At 41.2% G+C, this 23,080-nt stretch carries 18 protein-coding genes, 1 tRNA gene and 1 pseudogene; 9 read left to right on the forward strand and 11 right to left on the reverse strand.

Going from position 1 to position 23,080, the window contains the following annotated elements; translation table 11 throughout:
• Positions 1-307 precede the first annotated feature (307 nt).
• Together leuS and U5K72_10855 are read right to left on the reverse strand one after the other, a co-directional pair.
• On the reverse strand, positions 308-2,896 hold the full coding sequence (leuS, locus tag U5K72_10850; GenBank protein MDZ7719303.1) for a leucine--tRNA ligase: 2,589 nt from the start codon (positions 2,894-2,896) through the stop codon (positions 308-310).
• Positions 2,897-3,286: 390 nt separating this feature from the next.
• On the reverse strand, positions 3,287-4,708 hold the full coding sequence (locus tag U5K72_10855) for an IPT/TIG domain-containing protein (GenBank protein ID MDZ7719304.1): 1,422 nt from the start codon (positions 4,706-4,708) through the stop codon (positions 3,287-3,289).
• A 370-nt stretch (positions 4,709-5,078) separates the two neighbouring features.
• Between U5K72_10855 and U5K72_10860 the strand changes: the two genes are divergently transcribed.
• Both U5K72_10860 and U5K72_10865 read left to right on the forward strand, forming a co-directional pair.
• Positions 5,079-5,654, forward strand: a complete 576-nt coding sequence (locus U5K72_10860; GenBank protein MDZ7719305.1) for a sigma-70 family RNA polymerase sigma factor — start codon at positions 5,079-5,081, stop codon at positions 5,652-5,654.
• Between the two features lie 69 nt (positions 5,655-5,723).
• Positions 5,724-8,456, forward strand: coding sequence for a serine/threonine-protein kinase (locus U5K72_10865; protein ID MDZ7719306.1), 2,733 nt, complete (start codon positions 5,724-5,726; stop codon positions 8,454-8,456).
• Between the two features lie 101 nt (positions 8,457-8,557).
• Here U5K72_10865 and U5K72_10870 read toward each other — a convergent pair whose 3' ends face one another.
• On the reverse strand, positions 8,558-9,043 hold the full coding sequence (locus tag U5K72_10870; GenBank protein ID MDZ7719307.1) for an RES family NAD+ phosphorylase: 486 nt from the start codon (positions 9,041-9,043) through the stop codon (positions 8,558-8,560).
• Positions 9,044-9,045: 2 nt separating this feature from the next.
• Positions 9,046-9,480: an antitoxin Xre/MbcA/ParS toxin-binding domain-containing protein gene (locus U5K72_10875; protein ID MDZ7719308.1), complete on the reverse strand. Its 435-nt coding sequence runs from the start codon at positions 9,478-9,480 to the stop codon at positions 9,046-9,048.
• A gap of 184 nt (positions 9,481-9,664) precedes the next feature.
• Here U5K72_10875 and deoC point away from each other — a divergent pair, with 184 nt between their 5' ends.
• The 5 genes from deoC (at position 9,665) to U5K72_10900 (ending at position 13,957) form a co-directional block, all read left to right on the forward strand.
• Complete coding sequence (gene deoC, locus U5K72_10880; GenBank protein ID MDZ7719309.1) at positions 9,665-10,573, forward strand: deoxyribose-phosphate aldolase; 909 nt, start codon at positions 9,665-9,667, stop codon at positions 10,571-10,573.
• A gap of 259 nt (positions 10,574-10,832) precedes the next feature.
• On the forward strand, positions 10,833-12,071 hold the full coding sequence (locus U5K72_10885) for an aldehyde dehydrogenase family protein (protein MDZ7719310.1): 1,239 nt from the start codon (positions 10,833-10,835) through the stop codon (positions 12,069-12,071).
• Positions 12,022-12,363, forward strand: coding sequence for an aldehyde dehydrogenase family protein (locus U5K72_10890; GenBank protein MDZ7719311.1), 342 nt, complete (start codon positions 12,022-12,024; stop codon positions 12,361-12,363). Before U5K72_10885 ends, U5K72_10890 begins: the two co-directional genes overlap by 50 nt.
• Positions 12,364-12,482: 119 nt before the next feature.
• Entirely contained in the window at positions 12,483-13,346 is an 864-nt protein-coding gene (locus U5K72_10895) for an aldehyde dehydrogenase family protein (protein ID MDZ7719312.1), read from the forward strand.
• Between the two features lie 17 nt (positions 13,347-13,363).
• Positions 13,364-13,957, forward strand: a complete 594-nt coding sequence (locus tag U5K72_10900) for an SPOR domain-containing protein (protein MDZ7719313.1) — start codon at positions 13,364-13,366, stop codon at positions 13,955-13,957.
• A 148-nt stretch (positions 13,958-14,105) separates the two neighbouring features.
• Here the strand turns inward: U5K72_10900 and ychF are convergent, their stop codons facing one another.
• The 3 genes from ychF to nusB form a co-directional block, all read right to left on the reverse strand.
• Entirely contained in the window at positions 14,106-15,200 is a 1,095-nt protein-coding gene (gene ychF / locus U5K72_10905; protein MDZ7719314.1) for a redox-regulated ATPase YchF, read from the reverse strand.
• Positions 15,201-15,363: 163 nt separating this feature from the next.
• Complete coding sequence (locus U5K72_10910) at positions 15,364-16,026, reverse strand: metallophosphoesterase family protein (protein MDZ7719315.1); 663 nt, start codon at positions 16,024-16,026, stop codon at positions 15,364-15,366.
• Complete coding sequence (gene nusB / locus U5K72_10915; protein MDZ7719316.1) at positions 16,026-16,487, reverse strand: transcription antitermination factor NusB; 462 nt, start codon at positions 16,485-16,487, stop codon at positions 16,026-16,028. Before nusB ends, U5K72_10910 begins: the two co-directional genes overlap by 1 nt.
• A 194-nt stretch (positions 16,488-16,681) precedes the next feature.
• Between nusB and U5K72_10920 the strand changes: the two genes are divergently transcribed.
• Together U5K72_10920 and U5K72_10925 are read left to right on the forward strand one after the other, a co-directional pair.
• Positions 16,682-16,755: transfer RNA gene (locus U5K72_10920), tRNA-Val, on the forward strand.
• Positions 16,756-16,856: 101 nt separating this feature from the next.
• Positions 16,857-17,948: a sugar-transfer associated ATP-grasp domain-containing protein gene (locus U5K72_10925; protein ID MDZ7719317.1), complete on the forward strand. Its 1,092-nt coding sequence runs from the start codon at positions 16,857-16,859 to the stop codon at positions 17,946-17,948.
• A gap of 487 nt (positions 17,949-18,435) precedes the next feature.
• On the opposite strand, the pseudogene tnpA reads toward U5K72_10925, so the two are convergent.
• The 4 genes and pseudogenes from tnpA to U5K72_10945 all read right to left on the reverse strand — a co-directional run bounded on the left by tnpA (position 18,436) and on the right by U5K72_10945 (position 23,005).
• Positions 18,436-18,815, reverse strand: a pseudogene (gene tnpA / locus U5K72_10930) (IS200/IS605 family transposase).
• A 524-nt stretch (positions 18,816-19,339) separates the two neighbouring features.
• Positions 19,340-20,065: a methyltransferase domain-containing protein gene (locus U5K72_10935; protein ID MDZ7719318.1), complete on the reverse strand. Its 726-nt coding sequence runs from the start codon at positions 20,063-20,065 to the stop codon at positions 19,340-19,342.
• A gap of 137 nt (positions 20,066-20,202) precedes the next feature.
• Positions 20,203-21,810 carry a transposase gene (locus U5K72_10940; GenBank protein ID MDZ7719319.1) on the reverse strand — a complete coding sequence of 536 codons (1,608 nt, stop codon included), beginning with the start codon at positions 21,808-21,810 and terminating at the stop codon, positions 20,203-20,205.
• Positions 21,811-22,204: 394 nt separating this feature from the next.
• Complete coding sequence (locus U5K72_10945; GenBank protein ID MDZ7719320.1) at positions 22,205-23,005, reverse strand: class I SAM-dependent methyltransferase; 801 nt, start codon at positions 23,003-23,005, stop codon at positions 22,205-22,207.
• Between the last annotated feature and the right edge of the window lie 75 nt (positions 23,006-23,080).

Here is a 23,080-nt window from a genome sequence, read left to right on the forward strand (position 1 = left end):
GAAAATCCCCTAAAATTTCATATAACTAGACTCAATCAATATTATGAAGTCATTCAAATCTATAAAAAAACTCAATAAACAACTTTCAGAAGATGTAACCAAATATATTACCGGTAATGGATACTAATCATCAACATGTCTACAAATAATTAAGGTCCACTGGATTTCTATTTTTGGGTTTTGACGAAAGGACAATAAAGATCAATTAAATAGGAATGACAAATCTATCTTTGTGCTTTTGTGATTTAGTGGCTTTCGAATAAGTTTTTAAAACTTCATTGTGAAGTCGGGCAAGCTGTCCGATATACTATTTAACAACCAAATTCACAATCCTCCCCGGAACAAAAATCTCTTTCACGATTGTAGAACCGTCCAAGTAGCGCTCCACATTTTCTTGCTGTTTTGCCAGTCCTAAAACAAAGTCTTTGTCCTTCGCTTTATCTGCCGGAACCGTAATGTTGGCGCGCACTTTTCCGTTCACCTGAACGGGCATATCAATGGATTCTGCTTTCAGATATTCTTCCACAAGTTCAGGCCACGGTTCATAAGCTAAACTTTCATCATGACCAAATTTGCTCCAAATCTCCTCAGCAATGTGGGGTGCAAACGGTGAGAGCAGTTTCACAAACGGTTCAGCTACGGATCGAGGCACGCCTCCCTCCCACTGATTCGCCTCATTCACGAAGATCATCAATGCAGAAATTGCCGTATTAAACCGCAGTTCCTCAATATCTTCTGAGACTTTTTGGATAGCCTCATGAAGTACTTTCAGTTGCTCTTTAGATGGGTCGTTGTCAGTAACGTTAAATACATCTTCTTCATGTTCTTCCCCAAAGAAGAGGCGCCAGGCACGGTTTAAAAATCGGTTGACACCCTCCACACCTTTTGTACTCCAGGGCTTCACCTGTTCCAGCGGTCCCATAAACATCTCGTACAACCGAAGGGAATCGGCACCGTAATTATCCACTACATCATCGGGATTAATTACATTCCCGCGGGATTTTGACATTTTGTGAGCCTTGGCATCCACCGTGATTTCAGTTCCCTTCATCACATGGCGATCTCCTTTCTTCTCAACATCGGCTTCATCCAGTGGTTTTCGGGTTACATCATCTCCATCTTCAACCTCATCGGCACTTATGATTTTTCCGTCTTTCTCGTAAGCCGTGTATTCCATTTCACCCAAAATCATACCCTGATGCACCAACCGCTGAAAAGGCTCTTCCGTTGAAACAATCCCGCAATCGTACAACACCTTATGCCAGAATCTGGCATACAGTAAATGCAATACGGAGTGTTCAGAACCGCCTACATACAGATCCACCGGCATCCAGTAATTTTCCTCATCCTGCTCTACCGGTCCTCCATCAAATTCCGGGCTGATATATCTCAGGTAGTACCAGCATGACCCTGCCCATTGAGGCATAGTATTGGTCTCCCGTAACGCTTTTTTGCCGGTTTCCGGATCCGTGGTTTCAACCCAGTCGGTAGCTTTCGCCAATGGTGGTTCGCCATCTTTTGTGGGTTGATAATCATCTACTTCCGGGAGCTCAACAGGAAGCTTATCATCGGAGACCGCTTTTGGTTCGCCGTCAACATGAATAATTGGAAATGGTTCACCCCAGTAACGCTGGCGCGAAAACAGCCAATCGCGCAATTTATAGTTCACACTCTTTTTGCCGACGCCATTTTCCTCCATCCAATCAATAATTTTGGTTTTTGCATCGGTTATTTCCAGCCCGTTCAGAAAGTCACTGTTTATTGCAGGACCTTCGCCGGTATATGCTTTTCCGTCAAAATCTTCAGGCGGTTCAACAGTTCTTATGATCGGCAGATCAAATTTCTCAGCAAATTCCCAGTCCCGTTCATCCTGACCCGGTACAGCCATAATAGCCCCGGTTCCGTAATGAGCCAACACGTAATCGGCAATCCAAATCGGGATCTCTTTATTATTGACCGGATTGATGGCATACGCTCCCGTAAATACGCCGGTTTTTTCTTTGTTAAGTTCCTGGCGTTCCAGGTCAGATTTTTGAGCAGCTTCAACCTTGTACTCTTCAACCGTTTCCTCTTGTTCAGATGTTGTAATTTCATCTACTAAATGATGCTCAGGTGCAAGTACCATGTAAGTTGCGCCAAACAGAGTGTCAGGGCGTGTTGTAAAAACACGTAACTTTTCATCATGTTCGTGAATCGGGAAATCGATCTCTGCCCCGATGGACTTACCAATCCAATTGCGCTGCATCTCTTTAGTTGATTCTGGCCAGTCGAGATCGTCCAGATCATTTAAAAGCCTTTCAGCATATTCTGTAATCTTTAATACCCACTGTCGCATCGGCCGTCTGACGACCGGATATCCGCCCACTTCGCTTTTGCCGTCAATCACCTCTTCGTTTGCCAGTACCGTACCGAGTTCCGGACACCAATTGACCGGTTTCTCATCTTCGTACGCTAATCCTTTTTCAAACAGTTTCAGGAATATCCATTGTGTCCATTTATAGTAATCCGGATCTGTAGTATTCACTTCGCGATCCCAATCATACGAAAAGCCCAGCATCTGCAACTGTTCGCGAAATCGGTTGATATTCTTTTCAGTTGTCTTTCTTGGATGTGTACCGGTTTTAACAGCGTACTGCTCCGCCGGAAGTCCAAATGCATCCCAGCCAATTGGATGAAGCACATTAAACCCCTTCATTCGTTTGTAACGCGCCAAAATATCTGTAGCCGTATATCCTTCCGGATGACCTACATGGAGTCCCGATCCACTCGGGTATGGGAACATATCCAAAACGTAATACTTTGGCTTTTCATGATCGCTGCCCGTTTTAAATGTCTTATTCTCTTGCCAATACTGTTGCCACTTTTTTTCAATTGTTGATGGATCGTACGAACTCATTAATATCGGTTGCTAATAGGGTTTATAATTGTTCATTTTTGTTACTGAATAGCACATTAATATAATGAAAATAGAAGTGAGTACCCACATATGATGCTGGAGGACTTACCCCATTTATTGAGAAATAAAATACTACGTATTAAGCAGCCAGTAGGAGCATTCTGTTTGTAGAAAAGAAGGTAAATCTTTGTTCGATTGATTACATTTATTTTACAGAACAAAAACAGAAATTTCGGTATATCTTCTCATAATACTGCTACCTAAAAGAGCCCTTCAAAATATTATTGGATGGTCCTTTGCTTGTAGTATCAGAAGTATTCTGTAACAGCATCATTAGCTTATTCTTGGATTGTATTCATCCATTAAAAGAATTTTTGCAACACAACATGATTATTGTTCCTCAATCAATGCCCAATCAGGTGGGCCTATTTGAAAAATATTTCTATCGGGATTGTTTGTTATCTGAGTTGCTGATCCTGAACCATCGGAGTTGATGATATGCAGATCTCTAAACTTCATAAAAACAATTTTTGAACCGTCGGGTGAAGGATGTGGAAATGTTGCCCCTTCATCTTTGTAGGTTATTCTTCTAACATTTGATCCATCCGCATTCATCCGGTAAATATCCCCATAAGGTCCGTTTCTCTCACTGGAAAATACAATCTCCGTTCCATTTGGCATCCACGCAGCGGAATCATTTTGAATATTATCATCCGTTAGCTGTTGTACATTACTGCCATCTGGATCTATTGTGCATATCTCAGACTCATTTTCTTCTCCACAGGTAAATAGTATTTTTGAACCATCCGGAGACCACTTGGGAGAGCGATTAAAAGCTGCATCGTCTGTAATCTGAGTCAACCCTGTACCATCGACATTCATTAAGTAAATTTCAGCATCATCTTCGGTACCGCTGCTAAATGTAATTTGGGAATCATCCGGTGAAAAAGACCCCGTAAAAACAAAATCAGGAAGATCCGTAAGCTTCTTCAATTCTGTTCCATCGGTATTAGATATGTGTAGTTCATTATCATAACTATCAGAAGAAACTGCTGTTCTGAAAAGTATTTTTGTACCACTATGTGAAACAGTTGGAAAGGCTTCATCTTCAGGTGTATCAAATAGTTTTTGTTGATTTGTACCGTCAGGGTTTATAGTGTAAATATCATGATCATCATCTACCTCAGAAGAATATGATTTTATAACAAAGATTATTTTCTCTTCTAAAGGGGGTGTTACATCAAAATCAGGCCCGGGAGCCGTTTTGCCTGCCACTGTTACCTCTACCGATACAGGCCCATCGCTTACCCCTGCGGGAACTTCGGTTAATAGCTCCGTTTCACTATGCCCTAAAACAGGAGCCTGAACACCATTGAAGGTGATGATATTTTCCGACCTGACAGTACTAAAGTTCATTCCTTTGATCAATACTTCTGTTCCCACACTACCGCTTTCAGGTTCGATTGAAGTGATGACAGGAGCTTTTGGCTCAACAGTAAAATTAGGGCCGTCTGCCGTCACCTCACCAACAGTTACACTTATGGGGCCTGTTTCAGCTCCTTCGGGTACTGTTGCCTGAATCTCGCTCTCCGTTGCACTCGAAATATCAGCATCCATTTCATTGAATGTGACTGTAATGGATGATATGTCTGACGTAAACCCATTTCCAGAAATTGTAACCATCGTTCCGGGAGGGCCGCTTTCTGGCTGGATTTCTGAAATGTTGGGATCAGGAGTGCTGTTATTATTTTCACAAGATATTGCCAGAATCAACAATATTATAGAAAGAAAAAAGTATATTCGATTATTCATAGACAGATGATTTTTAGCTTCTTTTTACTATGAACTACGAAGACTTCTTTAAAAAGAGGTCAAACGGAATGAATGATTGTTATTCTGTACTTGTGCCGGGTCAACTTTAACATACCGGTTGTGTGAAGAAAATTCATCAGATGAGGTTTTTCAATCAAACAAACAGGTTAGAATTCTTGCGTTATTTCAGAGTTAACTCATCCGATGATTGTTCACCAACATTCTATTGTTGGCAGAACACAAGAATTAAAATCATCCGCAGATTGAATTGAAACTTTTATTTATATAGGAATAGAAAAAAATTATCTTAAAAAAACGCTCGCAGGCTGCACAACACTTTCATCTATAGCAACAACAGGATTTTTTACTGATGAACAAAACAGGTGCAACGGAACTTTTAATCCGCCTTAAAAAAGGAGAAGAGGGTATTTATGATAAACTCTATCCGGTAATTTATGAGGAACTAAGGCAACTGGCCTATGCCCAAATGGCGCGTCAATCACCGGATCATACACTGTCAAAAACCGAGCTGGTGCATGAAGCTTATCTGAAAATGATTGATCAAACTCAGATCGATTTCAAGGATAAAAGTCATTTTCTGGCCATCGCATCCCGCTGTATGAGGCAAATACTTATCGACTATGCCAGGAAAAAACATGCCAAAAAGCGGGGCGGAAAAGAGAAAGACAAAACCTATATCGATGAACTTTTTAATGATCCAAAACATAAAGCCGAGGAGTTGATTAACATCGACTCCGCACTCAGCAAACTTGAAAAGCTCAACGAACGGCTGGCAAAAGTAATTGAAATGAGATTTTTTGGTGAGATGACCATTTATGAAACGGCTAAAGCACTGGATATATCAGAAAGTACAGTGAAACGGGATTGGATGAAGGCCCGTGGATGGCTTTATAAAGAATTGAAAGGTCGATTTGAAGTTGAATGAGATGAGCTGTTTTACCTCTATTATCACGTATTTAAGAATGAATAACTGTAAATCCTGACTTGTCGAATTATGGACAAACTGAAATGGGAGGAAGTAGAAACAATTGTAGATGATGTACTGCAACTCCCGGAAGATCAGCGACAGACATTCATCGAAGAACGCTGTAAAGATGATAATAAATTAAAGTGTGAGGTTACTGAGCTACTCGAATCCATTACTGAATCTGAGGGATGGTTGGAAAATCCAGAAGAATACAAAAGCGGGCTCTATGAAGAGATTACAAATGATACCGAAATTAGCGGCCCTGATCTGTCTCTGATTGATAAAAAGATTGGTTCGTACACTATCAAAAAGAAAATTGGCGAAGGCGGAATGGGTTCGGTTTATATGGCAGAGCGCACCGATGATGAGTTTGACCATCGGGTAGCCATTAAGATTATTCGCAAAGGATTTGCAAGCCGGGAAAATATTCTCCGCTTTAAACGCGAACAGCAGATTCTGGCCGGTATGAACCATCCGGGGATTGCCCGCCTTTTTGATGGCGGCGTTACGGAGGAGGGATATCCCTATATTATCATGGAGTATATTAACGGAACTCCAATTACGGAATACTGCAATCGAAACAGATGTACCGTTGATGAAAAAATATCACTTTTTATACAGGTGTTGGAAGCCGTCAGGCATGCCCACGAAAACCTGGTGATTCATCGCGATTTGAAGCCCGGAAATATCCTGGTTACCGATTCGGGTGATGTGAAAATTCTGGATTTTGGCATCTCAAAACTTCTTGAAGAAGATGAATCGCCGGTAATTACCCGAACCGGGGCTCGTTTACTCACCCTTAAATATGCAGCACCCGAGCAAATTCGGCAGACAAATATCACAACCGCTACAGATCTTTATGCTCTCGGTATCATTTTTTATGAGTTATTTTCGGGGGAGATACCCTTCAATCTGGAAGACAAAACGCGTTATGAGAGCGAACAAATCATCCTGAATGAGAGCCCCCCCAAACCGAGCAGTAAAGCTACGTCAAATCATCAAAAAAATATCTTGTCCGGCGACTTGGATGCCATCGCACTAAAGGCCATTCGAAAAGAACCTGAAGAGCGATACCGCGTGGCAAATGAGTTTCTGAATGAGCTAAAAAATTATCAAAACGGCCTTCCTGTTTCAGCAAGAAATGACACGCTTCGATACAGGTCCCAGAAATTTTTAAAACGAAACCGCCGGGCCATAGCTGTTGCTGTTGGAATTATACTTTTGATAATCGGCTTTGCTGGTTTTTACACATGGAATATTACCCAAGAAAGAAACCTGGCCAGGCTTGAAGCCGAAAAAGCGGAAAACGTAAAAAATTTACTTGTTGAACTATTCCAGGGAAACGATCCAATTACCGGAGATGGAGAATCAATAACGCTTGAAGAGTTGCTGGCAAGCGGTACTGATGAGATTATAAACAGGGAGCTGGAGCCTCCAGTTAAAATTGAACTGCTTTTAACGCTTGCCACCATCTATCAAAATATTACAGAGTTTGAAAAAGCTCAGCAGTTAGCTGCCGAAAGCCTGAATTTAGCTCAAAAACATTTTGGAGAAAACTCAATACTCGTGGCCGATAGTTACATCAAACTCGGAGGATTGGAGCACGATCTCGGCAATTACGAGGAAGGCAGGGAATTTTTTTTAAAAGCTAAAAAGATATTAGACGAACAAGCATCAGAATCACATCCGCTGTATGCAACTCTTTATAACCACCTGGGCCATGCTGAAGAGCAATTAGGTAATTATGATTCATCGCACTCCTTTTTCAGGAAATCCATAGATGTTCTGAAAAATCAAGCTGCGGTCGACTCCTCTCTCTTCATTAGAGATATAAAAAGTTTGGCCCGGGGCTATTATCGAATCGACAATTATCAAAAAGGAGATTCACTTCTTTTAGAAGCTTTAGAGGCCAGTAAGAGTTTTCACGGGGAAGATGATGTAATTACCTCAAGTATTTTAGGGGATTTGGGCATGTATAAAATGACCCAAGCCGAATACGATGAAGCTCGAAACTACTACAATCAATCTTTGCAAATTAAGGAGAAAGTATATGGCGAAGATGGTCATCCAAATTACACGGCTACCCTTACAAATCTGGGCACACTGGAAAACCAACTTGGGAATTATGCAGTAGCCGAATCCTTGTTTATAAAAACTATGAATATTGATGAAAAGCTGTTTGGGAGAGATCATCCGTATGTAGCGATGTCGAAAAGTCATCTTGCAAGCATCTATTTTGAGTGGGAGGATTACGAAAAAGCAAAACGATATCGTGAAGATGCGATGGATATTTACCTGGATGCGTATGGCGACGATCATTATTACTTGGCAGCGATGTATAAGAATTATGGCAAACTGCTCTCGGCGATGGGTGATTACCGACAGGCTGAATTGTATTTCGAAAAATCACAGAAGATATATGAAAATTACCAGACCACTCCGGATGACTCATTTGCAAAGTTGCATTATGAACGAGGAAAAAACTATTTAAAAAGAGAAGAATATCAATCAGCTGCACAGCAATTTGAATTAGCTGCAGAAAATTTCAAAAAGTCGGGATATGATGAATACATTCCTGTTGAAGTCAAATCGCTTCTTTACCTGGCAGTTAGCCATACTGAGATTGGAAACCTTGAATACGCAAACATTCTGATGGACAACATTCGTACCAGAATGGATACGACCAAAGCATTAGCAGAAAGCCCTGAAATTGATCAGTTGTTTTCAGAAACATATCAGAATGTAAGCAGCCAGTTCTAAATAGTTTTTATATTCTACGCCCAAAGATGGTGGCATGAACTTTTCACATATCTTGTAATTCACTCAGTTAATCAACCCGATCTCCTGCTTGTTAACACGCATCATTGAACATCATCGGGAATCATGAAAAGTCGTTCGTCAATTAGCTTCTCTTTGTACTGTTTTATCCGGATGTTTTCAAAATCGGGATGATTCGAATTCAGAACATAATTGTACTCCACAGGAACCACCACACTCGGTACTCGCAATACGGGATTGGTTTTAGATTCAATCCATCGATCCCCATATTTCTGGGACACATGCCCATAAGGTATTTTGTTCCACCCTTCCGGCAAATCAGTCAAGGCCGGTGAATCAACAAGAGACTCTGGAACTTCTGCCTGGAATACAATACAATGGCGCAGGTAAGAACGGTCGTTTGTCTGAACCAACATTTCCAAGAGGGACAATGACAGGCTCCCTGATGTATAAACGGCGGCGACTCCCTCGCTGTTAAACCGTGCCCCGAATAGCCTCGCTCCCTCGCCCGTAAAAGCAGAATCCTTATACTTTCGATGACAAACACGCCATACCTTAACTCCACCCATATTTAAACGGTAATTCCGTGATCAATCTGATGAAGTGTACGTTCTACAAGCCGTGCCCCGGGTTCGGTTTTCATAAGCTCGATAGGCTTTTGATTGCCAAGCGCATAGTTTGGTTCTTTGAACCACTTGGATGCTTTTTCCATATTCCCGAAAACCCCGGCGGCCAAATCGGTAAGGCGGGCAATGCGATAACTCCGTTCGGACTCATCGGCGGGGAGAACGGCTTCTTTTCGGCGACGATCTATCGTTCTTGGAGAAATAGTGAGTAATTGTGAAAGTTCTTTTTTTGATATGTTTAACCGGGTTTGGATAGTTTTCAGGATATCGGTAGCCAGCCCGTTCCGGATATTTGCCGCTGCCGTTGAAAGATCCCAGGCAACATAAGGTTCTTCCACTTTGTTGCTTTTGTTTTTATTGGCTTGATTCTCTTTTTCCATTGGTTTCTGTTTAAAAAGATATAAATTACGCCATATTGCTTATATAACTACGCCAAATTACTCAATCTCTAAAATTTTTCCAAGCTTTTTCGCGAAATTGATTATCCGTACCTTGAATTAGTATATATAATTGAAGTCGAAAATGATTTTATTCGTCTCAATAAATTGAAACTTCACAATATCGATGAGTACAAATACTATTCCCGATTTCAATCAAACCATTCCGATTGACCAGATTGGCGTGGAAGAACGTGTTGCCCGCCTGAACTCAAGAAGCATCAAAAAAGAATCGAAAGTCCAGGGGCTAAAACTTGCTCTGAGCATGATTGACCTCACAACTCTCGAGGGAAAAGACTCCGAAGGGAAAGTAATTCAACTCTGCAGCAAGGCAAAGAAACCCCATGCCAGCATGCCCGATCTGCCAACAGTTGCAGCGGTTTGTGTCTATCCGAATATGGTGGCAACGGCCAAAAAAGCTCTCAAAGGTTCAAATATCAATGTTGCCAGTGTTGCTACGGCATTTCCAAGTGGTATGGCCCAACTTCAGGTAAAGTTGGATGAAACAAAATTTGCTGTGGACCAGGGAGCCGATGAAGTGGATATGGTAATCTCTCGCGGTGAGTTTTTAAAAGGAAATTACAATTTTGTGTTTGATGAAATAGCAGCCGTCAAAGAAGCTTGTGGCAATGCTCACCTGAAGGTCATTTTAGAAACAGGAGAACTCGAAACCTACGAAAATGTTCGAAAAGCCAGTGATATTGCGATGCATGCGGGTGCTGATTTTATTAAAACTTCAACTGGAAAAGTTTCTCCAGCGGCCACCCAACCTGTTACACTCGTGATGTTGGAAGCGATCCGTGATTTTTATCGGGAGACAGGGAATATGATCGGGATGAAACCGGCAGGTGGTATTCGCAAAGCAAAGCAAGCATTGCAATATCTGGTTCTGGTGAAAGAAACACTTGGTGCCAATTGGCTTACGTCCGATTATTTCCGTTTTGGGGCCAGTTCCCTGGCAAATGACTTGCTGATGCAAATTGTTAAACAGGAAACAGGTGTGTATCAAAGCAGTAACTATTTTTCAAATGATTAAATTGCGTGGTGCAAAGACCTGTCAGAGTGCGATTGCTCCTGACAGAGTCTGTAGTTTGAATTGACGAACTCTGCGAGGACTAATCTCCAAAAAAAATGAAATAACTAAATAATATGGATGGATGGCGCAAGCGTCTCGCTTGTGCCTAACATTGGCAAAACAACAAATTAGATGCCTGGCTATGAGTATCTAATTGCAGTATGGTTGAATCTTTGCTACAATCAACAAACAACTGACTACTCACAACTAACAAAGTTCTATGTCTGAGTCAACGAAAGAAAAATCAATTGATACAACAAACGGAGCACCAAAACCAACCTCTCCCAATGCTGATTTAAAGTTGGATTTTGCTTCTTTTTGGGAGTACAGTTCAGCACCCGAGAGCAGTGATTTCGTTGAGATCAGCGAGAAGTACAATCACTACATCAACGGAGAGTTTGTGGAGCCGGAGAAGGGTCGATACATGAAATCGATCAATCCGGCCAATGAAGAGATTTTAACAGAATTTGCCGAGGGAACCTCAGAAGATATTGATAAAGCCGTTCAGGCTGCCCGAAAAGCGTATGACAAAACATGGTCGAAGCTAAGCGGACGAGAACGCGGAAAATATATCTATCGAATTGCGCGGATGATACAGGAGCGATCTCGTGAACTGGCCATTACCGAAACCATGGATGGCGGGAAACCGATTCGCGAATCCCGCGATGTAGATATACCTCTCGCTGCAGCACACTTTTTCTATTATGCCGGATGGGCTGATAAACTGAAATATGCTTTCCCCGGAAGAAAACCAGAACCGCTTGGTGTCTGCGGACAGATCATCCCATGGAATTTTCCTCTGTTGATGTTGGCCTGGAAAATTGCCCCTGCCCTTGCGACCGGGAACACGGTTGTTCTCAAACCGGCCGAAACAACTCCAATCACTGCATTGAAATTTGCCCAAATTTGCAGTGACGCAGGTCTGCCGGACGGAGTTGTGAATATTGTAACAGGAGCGGGTCAAACCGGTTCGGCCATTGTTAATCATCCTGATGTGGATAAAATTGCGTTTACCGGCTCAACCGAAGTTGGCAAAATCATTCAGAAATCTTTAGCCGGTACGGACAAGAAGTACACGCTTGAGTTGGGTGGAAAAGGCCCAAATATTGTTTTTGAAGATGCCCCGCTCGATCAAACCGTCGAAGGAATTGTCAACGCCATTTTCTTTAACCAGGGGCATGTTTGCTGTGCCGGATCTCGTCTGTTGGTTCAGGAAGGAATTTCCGAGCGTTTGATTCAAAAACTCAAAGACCGAATGGAAACCTTGATTGTCGGTGATCCGTTGGACAAAAATACGGATATCGGTGCGATCAATTCCAAAGCACAATTCGACAAAATTAATGAATACCTTGAAATCGGAGTAAATGAAGGTGCCGAGATCTATCAAAGTACATGCGAACTTCCGGAAAATGGATACTTCTGCCGCCCCACAATTTTTACCGGTGTTGGGACAGAGTAACCGAATTGTCCAGGAAGAAATTTTTGGCCCTGTTTTAACGATCCAAACATTCCGAACTCCGGATGAAGCGATCGAAAAAGCCAACAATACACCATATGGTCTGGCAAGCGGAATCTGGACGGATAAAGGCTCAAAAATCTTTCAAGTTGGCCAGAAAGTTCGCTCCGGTGTGATGTGGTCCAACACCTACAACAAGTTTGATCCAACATCACCATTCGGCGGCTACAAAGAAAGCGGAATCGGACGAGAAGGCGGTCTGCATGGATTGTATCCATACGTAAAATTGAATTGAATGAGGAAAAAGTCATTCTGAACTTGATTCAGAATCACCGAACGATATTTAAGTTTGGAGATTTTGGCTCAAGTCCGAAATGACCAAAGAATTAATAACTGTTAACTGATCACTGAAAAATGTCTGACAGACTCGAAGTTTTAAAAACATATAAAACATACATCGGCGGGAAATTTCCGCGAAGTGAATCCGACCGAACCTATCGTGTTGAGAATTCAAAAGGAAAACAGATCGCAAATGCTTGTCGGTGTACTCGCAAAGATGTGCGGGATGCCGTTGTTGCAGCTCGATCAGCTTTTGGCGGCTGGAGTGGACGATCTGCCTACAACCGCGGACAGATTCTCTACCGGATTGCCGAAATGCTGGAAGGAAGAAAAGATCAGTTTGTGAAGGAGCTTGAACTTCTCGGAACAAAGAGAAAAAATGCACAGAAACAGGTTGAACAATCTATCGACCGGCTAATCTACTACGCCGGGTGGACGGATAAAATCAGCCAGGTTTTCGGAACGGTAAATCCTGTTGCCAGCTCTCATTTCAATTTCAGCATGCCGGAGCCAACGGGCGTGGTCGGTATTATCGGGCCGGATGAAGCTCCCCTCCTGTCTATCGTTTCCCTGATTGCTCCGGTCGTTGCAGGAGGAAATACATGTATCATTTTAGCATCCACTGAGAATCCGCTATCTGCCGTAAGTTTTGGCGAAGTACTGCATGCTTCTGATGTACCCGGAGGAGTTGTAAATATTCTCACCGGCTTTCGGGATGAGATGGTTGAGCATCTTACCACTCATATGGATGTGAATGCTGTATTCAATGCAATTGACAATCCCGAAACAAAGAAACAATTTGATGAAAATGCTTCTATCAGTGTTAAACGGGTAAAACATTATGCCCAACAAGACTGGAGTGAAGAGACCCACGAAAATCCATACCTGATTCTTGATTTTATGGAGACCAAAACCACCTGGCATCCCGTTGGAGCTTAAAAGTTAGAACTGTTTTAATGAATCGACTCCTTACTATATTCATAACTCTTTTTATAATTACCGGTTGCAGCACAACCGAGAAAACCACTACTGACTCAACAGAGCCGTCATCCGAAGAATCTCCAAGCGAACCAATTTTTAACGTCGATCCCGAAGTTGTTGAAGCATACCTTGTCGAAGAGATGGATGAATTTGATCGGTTACTATTTGAAAACCGAAGTCAGCTGTCAGATCAATTTGCTTCCGTTGATCAGGAGATACCAGATGTTTTTATGAAAGATATAGTACAGGAAGAGCGAGTTGTGGATCAATATGCCGGATTTCGTGTTCAGTTACTTTCTACAAGAAGCGTTGCAGAAGCAGATTCAACAAAAGACAATTTTCGTGCCTGGGCTGATGAACATATCAAAGGATACTCGCCCGAAGCATATGTTACTTTTCGTCAGCCGTACTATAAAGTAAGGGTTGGGGATTTCCGGGATCAGCAAAAAGCCAATAATTTTTCAAGACAGGTAAAGGATAAATACCCGAGTGCATGGGTCGTTCACGATCGTATTGAACCGGATTTAATTCCCGCTGATACGACGAATATTCAAAGAGTAGATTTATAAAATCTATAGACTGGCGGTCTTCATAGGCAGACATTGTATTTTTCTTACCAATTCAAAACGTTTTATCTAATACAACATAATTCGACAACATCTAATGTTGCATCAGCAATTAAAAATACAATGTCTCTGTGTTTAAACGTGGCTCTTTCTAAACATTAAATCGAAATAGCATCACATCGCCATCTTTCACAACATAATCTTTTCCTTCCTGGCGCATTTTTCCGGCTTCCCTGGCTGCTTTTTCTGAACCCAGTGATACATAGTCTTCATAGGCAATTGTTTCTGCACGAATAAATCCTTTTTCAAAATCTGTGTGAATCACTCCTGCAGCCTGGGGTGCTTTTGTTCCTTTTTTGATAGTCCAGGCACGTGCTTCTTTAGGACCGGCAGTGAAATAGGTAATCAAACCAAGATTTTCATACGCGGAACGGATCAGCCTGTCTAAACCGGAACGCTCAACTCCCAATTCTTCCAGGAACATCTCTTTTTCTTCAGGCTCCAGTTCAGCGATTTCTGCTTCAATTTTCGCACAGAACATTACAACGGTATCATCAAACTCACTGGCAATCTCTTTTACTGTTTCCACCCATTCATTGCCATCATTCACATCTTCTTCTGAAACATTGCACGCATACAAAATGGGTTTTTCTGTCAGTAAATGAAGATCTTTGTAAGTTTCTCTCTCATCCTGATCGGCATCAAACGTCCTGGCCATATTTCCATCACTTAAATGGTCGGCAAGATTTTTCACTGTATCATATTGAGCAATGATCTTCTTATCCCCACTTTTAGATTCTTTTTCAAGCTTCTCAACTCGCTTTTCAACAGATTCAAGATCCTTCAGTATCAGCTCATCCTCAATGATTCTGATATCTCGTTCAGGGTCTACAGATCCTTCTACGTGGATAATATCGTCATCATCAAAACACCGAACAACGTGGACAATCAGATCAACTTCACGAATATGTGAAAGAAAAGCGTTCCCTTTCCCCTTTCCTTCTGATGCACCTTTCACCAATCCGGCAATATCAACAAATTCAATGGTTGCCGGTATTGTTTGTTTCGGTTCAACAATTTCGGAAAGCTTATCTAACCGTTCATCCGGCACCGGAACAATTCCAATGTTTGGATCGATGGTACAAAAAGGGAAATTTGCAGATTCTGCTCCTGCATTACTTAACGCATTAAAAAGTGTTGACTTCCCGACATTTGGAAGGCCAACAATGCCACACTTTAAACTCATATTTTTTTCTAAAACTTAATCATTTCTTATTGAAGGCATTCTGAGCCCCGATGTTTCGGGACAGGCTTGACTCAGAATCTCCATATTATATTTATGTTTGGGTATTCTGAATTCCCCGTTGGGATACCCAGGACAAAATTCAGAATGGCTTTATTAATTTTCTTTAATCCAACGACTTCTGTTGAATAAACTCCTTCTCCGGCAGTACAACAGCGGTCAATTTACCATATCCTAATTCACTGTACACGCAGCCGGTATCAATCCCAATCATACCTTTTTTTTGGATTGGATAGGGACGCGGCGTATGCCCAAAAATCACGGTTTTTTCCCATGGAACTTCAAAAACATTCAGGTGATCTCGTCCCCATAAAAAGTATTGATTAGACTTCGGATCATTCTTGCTTTCCTCCAAATTTTGATGAGGCGGTGCACCGGCGTGGACGAAGAAGAAATCATCCGATTCGAAGTATTGACGTGTATTCTCATAGAATTCCAGATGCTTATCCGAAATATCTGAGATTCTTTTGGGATTTTTATATGATTTTAGTGTCGTCTCTCCCCCGTTATACATCCACAGTTCAGAATCTCCCGAATGTAGTGCATCCAGGAGCATCTGTTCATGGTTACCCCTTAAAAAAATACACTCACGATCGAACTGTACATCAAGCAGAAAGTCGATCACCCCTTTTGAATCAGGCCCCCTGTCAATATAATCACCAACAAAAACATGTAAGGCGTCTTTATGGGGTTTTAAATTATTCCATAAGGTTTTTAGTGATCGAACACAGCCGTGAATATCTCCAATAGCTACAATTTTTTCACTCATTAATGATTCGATTCTTCGATTAGACCTCTGCCTTCCTTATTAATTTTATTCTCTTCCTTTAAATGCGTAAGTGCAGCATCTAATATGCCATTTACAAAGTTACCGCTGTTGCGAGTAGAGAATTTCTTAGCAAGCTCAATAGCCTCGTTTATAGATACTTTTGTAGGGATCTCTTTAAACCGTAACAGTTCTGAGAGTGCCATTCTTAAAATTAGTTTGTCAATAACTGCCAACCGATCAACCTCCCAGTTTTTTATGTGGTTATCAATGATTAAATCGTATTCTGAGGCATAATCAACGGTTACCATCATTAACTTCTCAGCGAATCTAATTGAATCGTGGTCGTCCCTGAGTGACCTTTTTATAATTTGTTTGACGGCATCCTGCGGAGTGTTTTTTCCCACTTCCACTGCGTATAACGACTTTAGTGCTGCTTCTCTGGCTGCTCTTCTGTTTTGCATATATTTTCAAATCTTTCAAAGAATAGCTAAGATACAAAGCTTACTCATTAGCTGAAAGAAACATCCGGTATTTCTATTGCATTTCAGTCGTAGTGATTGGTATATTCGTTTACTCGTTTATGGAGTAATTGTATAATCGTTGAATAGTAATTTGTTGATTCATATTTTTTATCCAATTAACGAAGAACAAATAAGGGTTCATAGCTCAGTTGGTTAGAGCGCATCGTTGACATCGATGAGGTCGGCAGTTCGAATCTGCCTGAACCCACAAATATCTGACCCACATCATTCATATAATTTCGGGGAGTAGGAGCATTGTATTGGCTAAAGAAGAAAATCGAGTTAGCTTTGTTTACTATATGCAAGTACATGCTAAACAATCCATCAAACATTACTGTAAAGATTTTTGAACCTTTACAGTCTTATATTTTAAAAAATAAACTTCATCGAAGTTACAAATCGCTTCCTTTAAAATCTGATATAAATCAAGCCTATTCTAAAGAGGTTAAGTTATACTGGAGAAATAAACTGGATATTTATATAAATCCTGTTTGGCATCATATCTTTTCTACTCTCAGTCAAAATTTTGACCCCAGATATATTACTCACGGTATCTGGTGGAAATATTTTCAAAAATCATTAAATCCATCTGTTTATCAGGAACCACTCATTAGCGATAAAAATTTCCTCGATTCTTATATTGGTAAGCAGTATCTGCCACAAACAGTTTTTAAAGTTGTGAACGGAAGGTTTTTTAATAAAAAAAATCAATTGATTGATAAAAATACTGCCAAGGCAATGTTATTTGATGATCAAACCAAAAAATTTGCAAAGCCGAGTACATTATTTCAAGGTAAGGGGGCGTGTAAACTAACTCTTAGAGATGATAACGTAATCATTCAGGATAAGCCGTACTCATTCGATGAGTTTATCTCAAGAATGGGAATTAATTTCATTGTCCAGTACACAATAGAACAGCATCCAAAAATTGCAGAGGTACATCCGAACTCAGTAAATACATTGAGAATATTTACAGTTAGACTTTATGATGAAGTGCATTTTATAAACGGTGCTATCAAATTCGGAGCTGATAATAATGATGCCGACAATACTGGAAATGGTGTGCTTTGTAGTATTGATCGACATAGTTTTGAGCTATGTGATATTGCTTTTAACAGAAGACTTGAAACATTCACCAGGCATATGAATACAGGCATTGAATTCAAAAATTTCGGAAAAGTACCTCATTACCAGGAAGCGATTGCTCTCTGCAAGGAAGCCCATAAAAACCTGTTTTATCATGATTTTGCCGCCTGGGATATAGCTATTACTAAAAACGGAACTCCGCTGATTGTTGAGCTAAATACCAAACCAAGTGTTTTTATGTGGCAGATTCAATTTAGAGAACCGTTTTTTAATGATCTTACTGATGAAGTAATTGCCTATATTTCAAGGAAGTAGATAAGACTTGCTTGTGAAATATCTTCAACCCGACATATATATTGCTATTTTACTATCAGTTAAACTTATTCTATTGGAATATTTAAAATCAGCAAAATTTCATAGCGTAGTTTCTTAGAACACATCGATGAGGTCGGCAGTTCGAATCTTCCTGAACCCACCTTCCTTCTGTTAATCCGTTGCACCGCAATGACTTATTTTTTTTGTACAAACAAATCTTCGTTTAACGCTAACACAAATCAAAAACGGAGACACAATGTATACTTACACTCAAACATTATCACATTATGATAATTAAGACTTATTGAATGTTATTCGTTCAAATTAAGAGAAAATAAAGGAAAGCGATACTGACCGATATTATGAAAATTGAATTGACTAAACCATCCTGCACTAAAAGTACAGAGGTTTGGGATGAGGACTAAAAGTCCTACTCCAATATAAAATCTGAGTCATCATTGCCGTCTTTCCTTCTATGATGCTCCAGTTACTCCTGTAACATCTCATCAGTTATGTTTCCTGTACTCCAGCTCCATAGCCAGTTGCCCAAAAATGCTTTCCTCAATATCGATGCTTTAAGTCAGGAAATTCTTTCTGAAGCAAACGAGATGCCCGACCCTTCATGCGCTTGATCAACTCGGCAATCGATGTCCTCGGTGGATATTCAATATGAATGTGTACATGATCTTTACTCCCTACTCCTTTCAATATCTGAATCTCTTCCACATTACATACCTATATGATTAACTCACGACACCAATGTTGAATGTCTCCTTTCAGTACATGGTATCGATATTTGGTTACCCAAACGATGTGACACGTCAAACGACTTACCGTATGGCTGCCTTTGCGCAATGGTTTCTCCATAACACAAAATACCATTCTTTACATTTTTCGAAACACTAAAGTTCTGCACTGAAAGTGCAGGGTTTTAAACCCTGGATTGGGACCAATAAAATAGATCGATTATCAATAGTTAATAAAAACCGACAGCCTGAAAAAGCGTTTGGTAATTTTATTGAGTCGTCAAATATTGCTATTTCTCATGTAGGAAAATTGGCTGAAAATGATAAATATGAGGCCTTCAAATGTTAGCCAGTTCGTTTGCATGGTATACTATTTGCAACTCAACACCATCTAAACACATTTGTGGGAGTAAAAAAATGATTCCCATTGGTCAGTTCATTCAATAGTCACTCCTGATTAATATTCTCTTTATAGTATTAATCAGAATCGCTATCTATCTGACTTGAGTCTTGTAGCATTCATAAACGCATGGAAGAAACAAAAACAAATTACTTTTTTTAAAATACCCGGTTGAATTGAATCAGACTTTGGAATAGGGATAGTTTCACGTTATTTTTCTATTATTCCATACAGTTTCGAGGGGTTTAACAATCCTGTTTTGATTTCTTTGGATGAAGGAAGTTGCTCCTGGAGGAAAACAGGCCAATTTTCTGGACTCCAGAAAATAATATGTCCCAATAAGCGGTGCCGTCAGCCCTGATTTTTATGGCTGGCAAAGTATCTTTTCTGCCATCCGGTATGGTGTTAATCAGTGTACCTCCTGGATTAAGCATGCCAAATAGCTTTTTTACAGCTCTACAGGGATGAACCAGGTGTTCGATTACCTCGGTACAAAATATAATATCATAGGTTGCTTCCATTTCGAAAAGACCGGTGGGCTGAAAGGTTGCTTCCTTACAGAATTTTCGGGAAAGTGGAAGCATTTGCTCGAAGGTATCATAACCCGTTAGAGATTCTGGGGTGTATTCATTTTTTATACATCTCAATATATAACCCATACCCGAGCCTATGTCAGCCACCGATTGGTCATCCATTTCAATTTCGTACTCCCTGCATAATGCCATTAGTTCAAAAAAAAAGTAAACTCTGTCATCTGAAAGATAATTTTTTAAGGCTTTAAATCGGAAAGTAGGGTCACGAGCCATTTCTTCACTGAATTCCAGCAATATTTTGCCTATCTGTTTTGACTCCACCGCGGGAATATTGATCAGGCTATACCTTGGTCGATATCGGGAAGGATCGACACTTATTATTTCATATTCGAAATGATAAAAAAGCCTGGATAATTGTTTTTTTATGTAAATATTCAAATACGACATAACGTTTTTACCGGTTAGATTTTAATTAAAAAAGTGTGGATTTAGCATTAATTAGTTTACGGCTTTGGTTTAAGAAATATTTTTGAAAAGCTAAATTTTTGATCATTACATAGTTTAGCCTACTTCGATCAGGCTATTTGAACAGTTTTCGGGGTATTGTACCCAGTTTGTTCGTCTGATTCATCCAATTGGCTTATGTATCGCTGAATACGCCTCATATTCACCCATATGGCCCGACACCATGCCCATAATTTATGTTTGATTAATCCCCGATAGCACGTTTTATCGGAACGCAAAGTGTGGGTCAGGTGCCAGATACTCGCCTCCACATTATTACGTTTGTTGCGTTCGCTCGCCGGGCGCTCGGCTATTGCCTGCCGCCGGGCTGAGGCCCGAATGGCCGACGACCCGAAATACCGGTACTGTTGCCCCTCGTCCAGCCGGATTCTCCATCGCTGTTCGGCGGTGTTTTTCTGCCGGCGAGCCGGCTCCGCCTGATAAGTTGCTCCGGTTTTCGTGTCATACACGGTTACCCCCTGCTCGGTTTCGGTAAGTTCAAAGCGGGAGGGGGCGCCCTGAATTCCACTCAATACCATCTCCACATGCTGCTGGCCGGCCTGCTGGTCTTTGTCCAGGCTTCGGTTGTAGGCCCCATCGGCATAGCAGGTGTCCACGTGGCGGCCGGTACGCTGCTCGGTGGCCTCAATGGCCGGGCCCAGCAGGTCCGCATCGCTGCAATCGGCCGGGGCAAGGTGCACATCGGTAATCAACTGTAACTCCTGTTCCTCGTCAATTGTCTCGGTCAGGTTCACGGTGTAGCCTTTGACCGCCTGGCCGCCTTTACGCCGGTAGCTACACTCCGGATCATCAGGCGACTGGATGCTGTCGGCGGTGATCTGCTGGGTATCCCGTGCGCTCACCTGCCCTGAATCATCATCATCCTCATCGACCGTATATTGTTCGGTAAAAACCTGCTTCAAAAGATCGTATTTAGAACTGTCCTCGCAGCTGTACGTATCCAGAAGACTGACCACCAGGCCTCCAAGGTCTTCCAGCCGTTGTTGAATCTCCTGGTGGGTGGAGCGGTAAACGGTGCTCTGAGCGTCCTCGGCGGCCAGCTCTTGCATCGCCTGGTACACTGATTGGGAGGCAATTTCCTGAGCCTGTTCGGAAAGACTTCGCCAAAACACCTTCAGCGTCCGGAAGACCAGCTCAAAGCGGGAAAAACTGGCGATATTGCTGCCGATCAGTTTGCTGTCCATACGAATCTGCTGCCCGCCAACATCAAACTCAAGAATCTGATCACTGGTCATGGCCCCAAACACCCGGCCAAGCAGGTCCGTGCCGTACTCGCGGTCATACTCATAGATACGCTTTCGAAACAGATAATAGGTAGATTCGGTGGGAGATGGGTCATTGAGATTGACAAGTCCCAGGGCTTGGCGGAACAGCAGGTGGAACCGGCAGGCTTCAAAGAGCTGCTCGTCGCTGAATCCAAATCCGTCTTTAAGGATCATCATCCCCACCAGCTGCCGGGCCGGGGCGTTGGGTGCGCCCATCTGCTGGTCAAACAGAACATGGAAGATCGATTCATCGATTTGACTGAATACGTGTTCGTAAAAGGAGTTATGCCATCGATGGGGATCGCGAAGCTGACGCTGGCGGCGCTCATCGAGATGCTGGCCAGCCGAGGATAACAGGTCAATCTGGGGGTGTTTTGGAGACTTTTTAAACATATTATCTAACTGTTATTTATGAAGTTAGAATATACAAAATAGGGCTTGGAATATCTAAAAATACACCGCTTTAATTCTTGAATACTCACCTAATTTAAACGACTTTTCGGACAATAATTTTATAAATATGATTCAAGATTGCTTGTATTGGCTTTCATCGTATTCCTTGAAACAACAGCTGGCCGCGCAGCGAATTTGATCATGTTGTTTAACAGGGATAATGATCATGGGCACTTTAAAATGAGTATTTCGGAGATTATAGTGCTACTTGGACTAATATAGAATCACTTAATCATCGTGATATAAAAAGATTTTATGTTAAGTTATAGAAGAAAGAAGCATATAAGGCATTCGCTGCAAGCGAACACCGTCGAGGGTTTTAGATTTCCTGACATCATTTTATTGCTTTAATTACCACAATTGAATCTGCCCACCAAGTATCTTTAACATTTTCCGGCAAATTTAAAGGCAATACGCTCACATTAAATGAAGAAAAATGCTTCAATAATAAATGTTGATGCTCTCTGCCTACTGACTGTATTTCGTTTGAAAAATATGTAAATGCCCCACCAGGTTTTAAATGTTCTGATGCATAACTAAAAAAATGTTCAGCAAATGTTATACTGGCATGAACGTATTCCATGTACTCATCTTCATTTAATGGATAGGTATGGAAAAAAATGCCGTCAAAACTTCCCAAATCGTCAATGGTATTTTGCCATAACCCTTCAACTAATCGTATGTCTTTATCCGGATACGTAGCTTTCCACGGGTTAAAATATTCTTCAATAACATTAGCGTTACATTCAATGATAGTGTGTGACTCAATGGGATATTTTTGAATGATTTCAGCTGAAACCCCGCGACCAAACCCGATTTCAAGAATGTCACCTCCCCGATTTGTTATGGCTTTTGCCATAGCCTCCATCAAGGGGATTTGCCAATCTTCCATAATCTCTTGATCAGATAGCTGAGCTTGTTCACGTTCTGCAAAACCAACAAAGTCATTAGCAGATGTTTCGCCGGGAACAAAATTTTTAGTTTGCTCATTAAGCGCATTGAGATCTGCACAAAATTCCTTAAGAGCTCTGTTAATCACAGCATTACGTTGCGCAAGTTTTGGTGGGTTAATAAACTGATCATCCTTAATGACTAATGAAATTTCATAAGCTTCTGTTCTTTTTATTCTTTTCATGGTTTTTTTACTTAGTCAATTTAGCTCATCAATCTTCTTTTTCTTTTGAACTTAATGATTCTACAGATACGAGAA

This window comes from Balneolaceae bacterium, from assembly GCA_034521495.1.
Lineage (GTDB): Bacteria > Bacteroidota > Rhodothermia > Balneolales > Balneolaceae > Rhodohalobacter.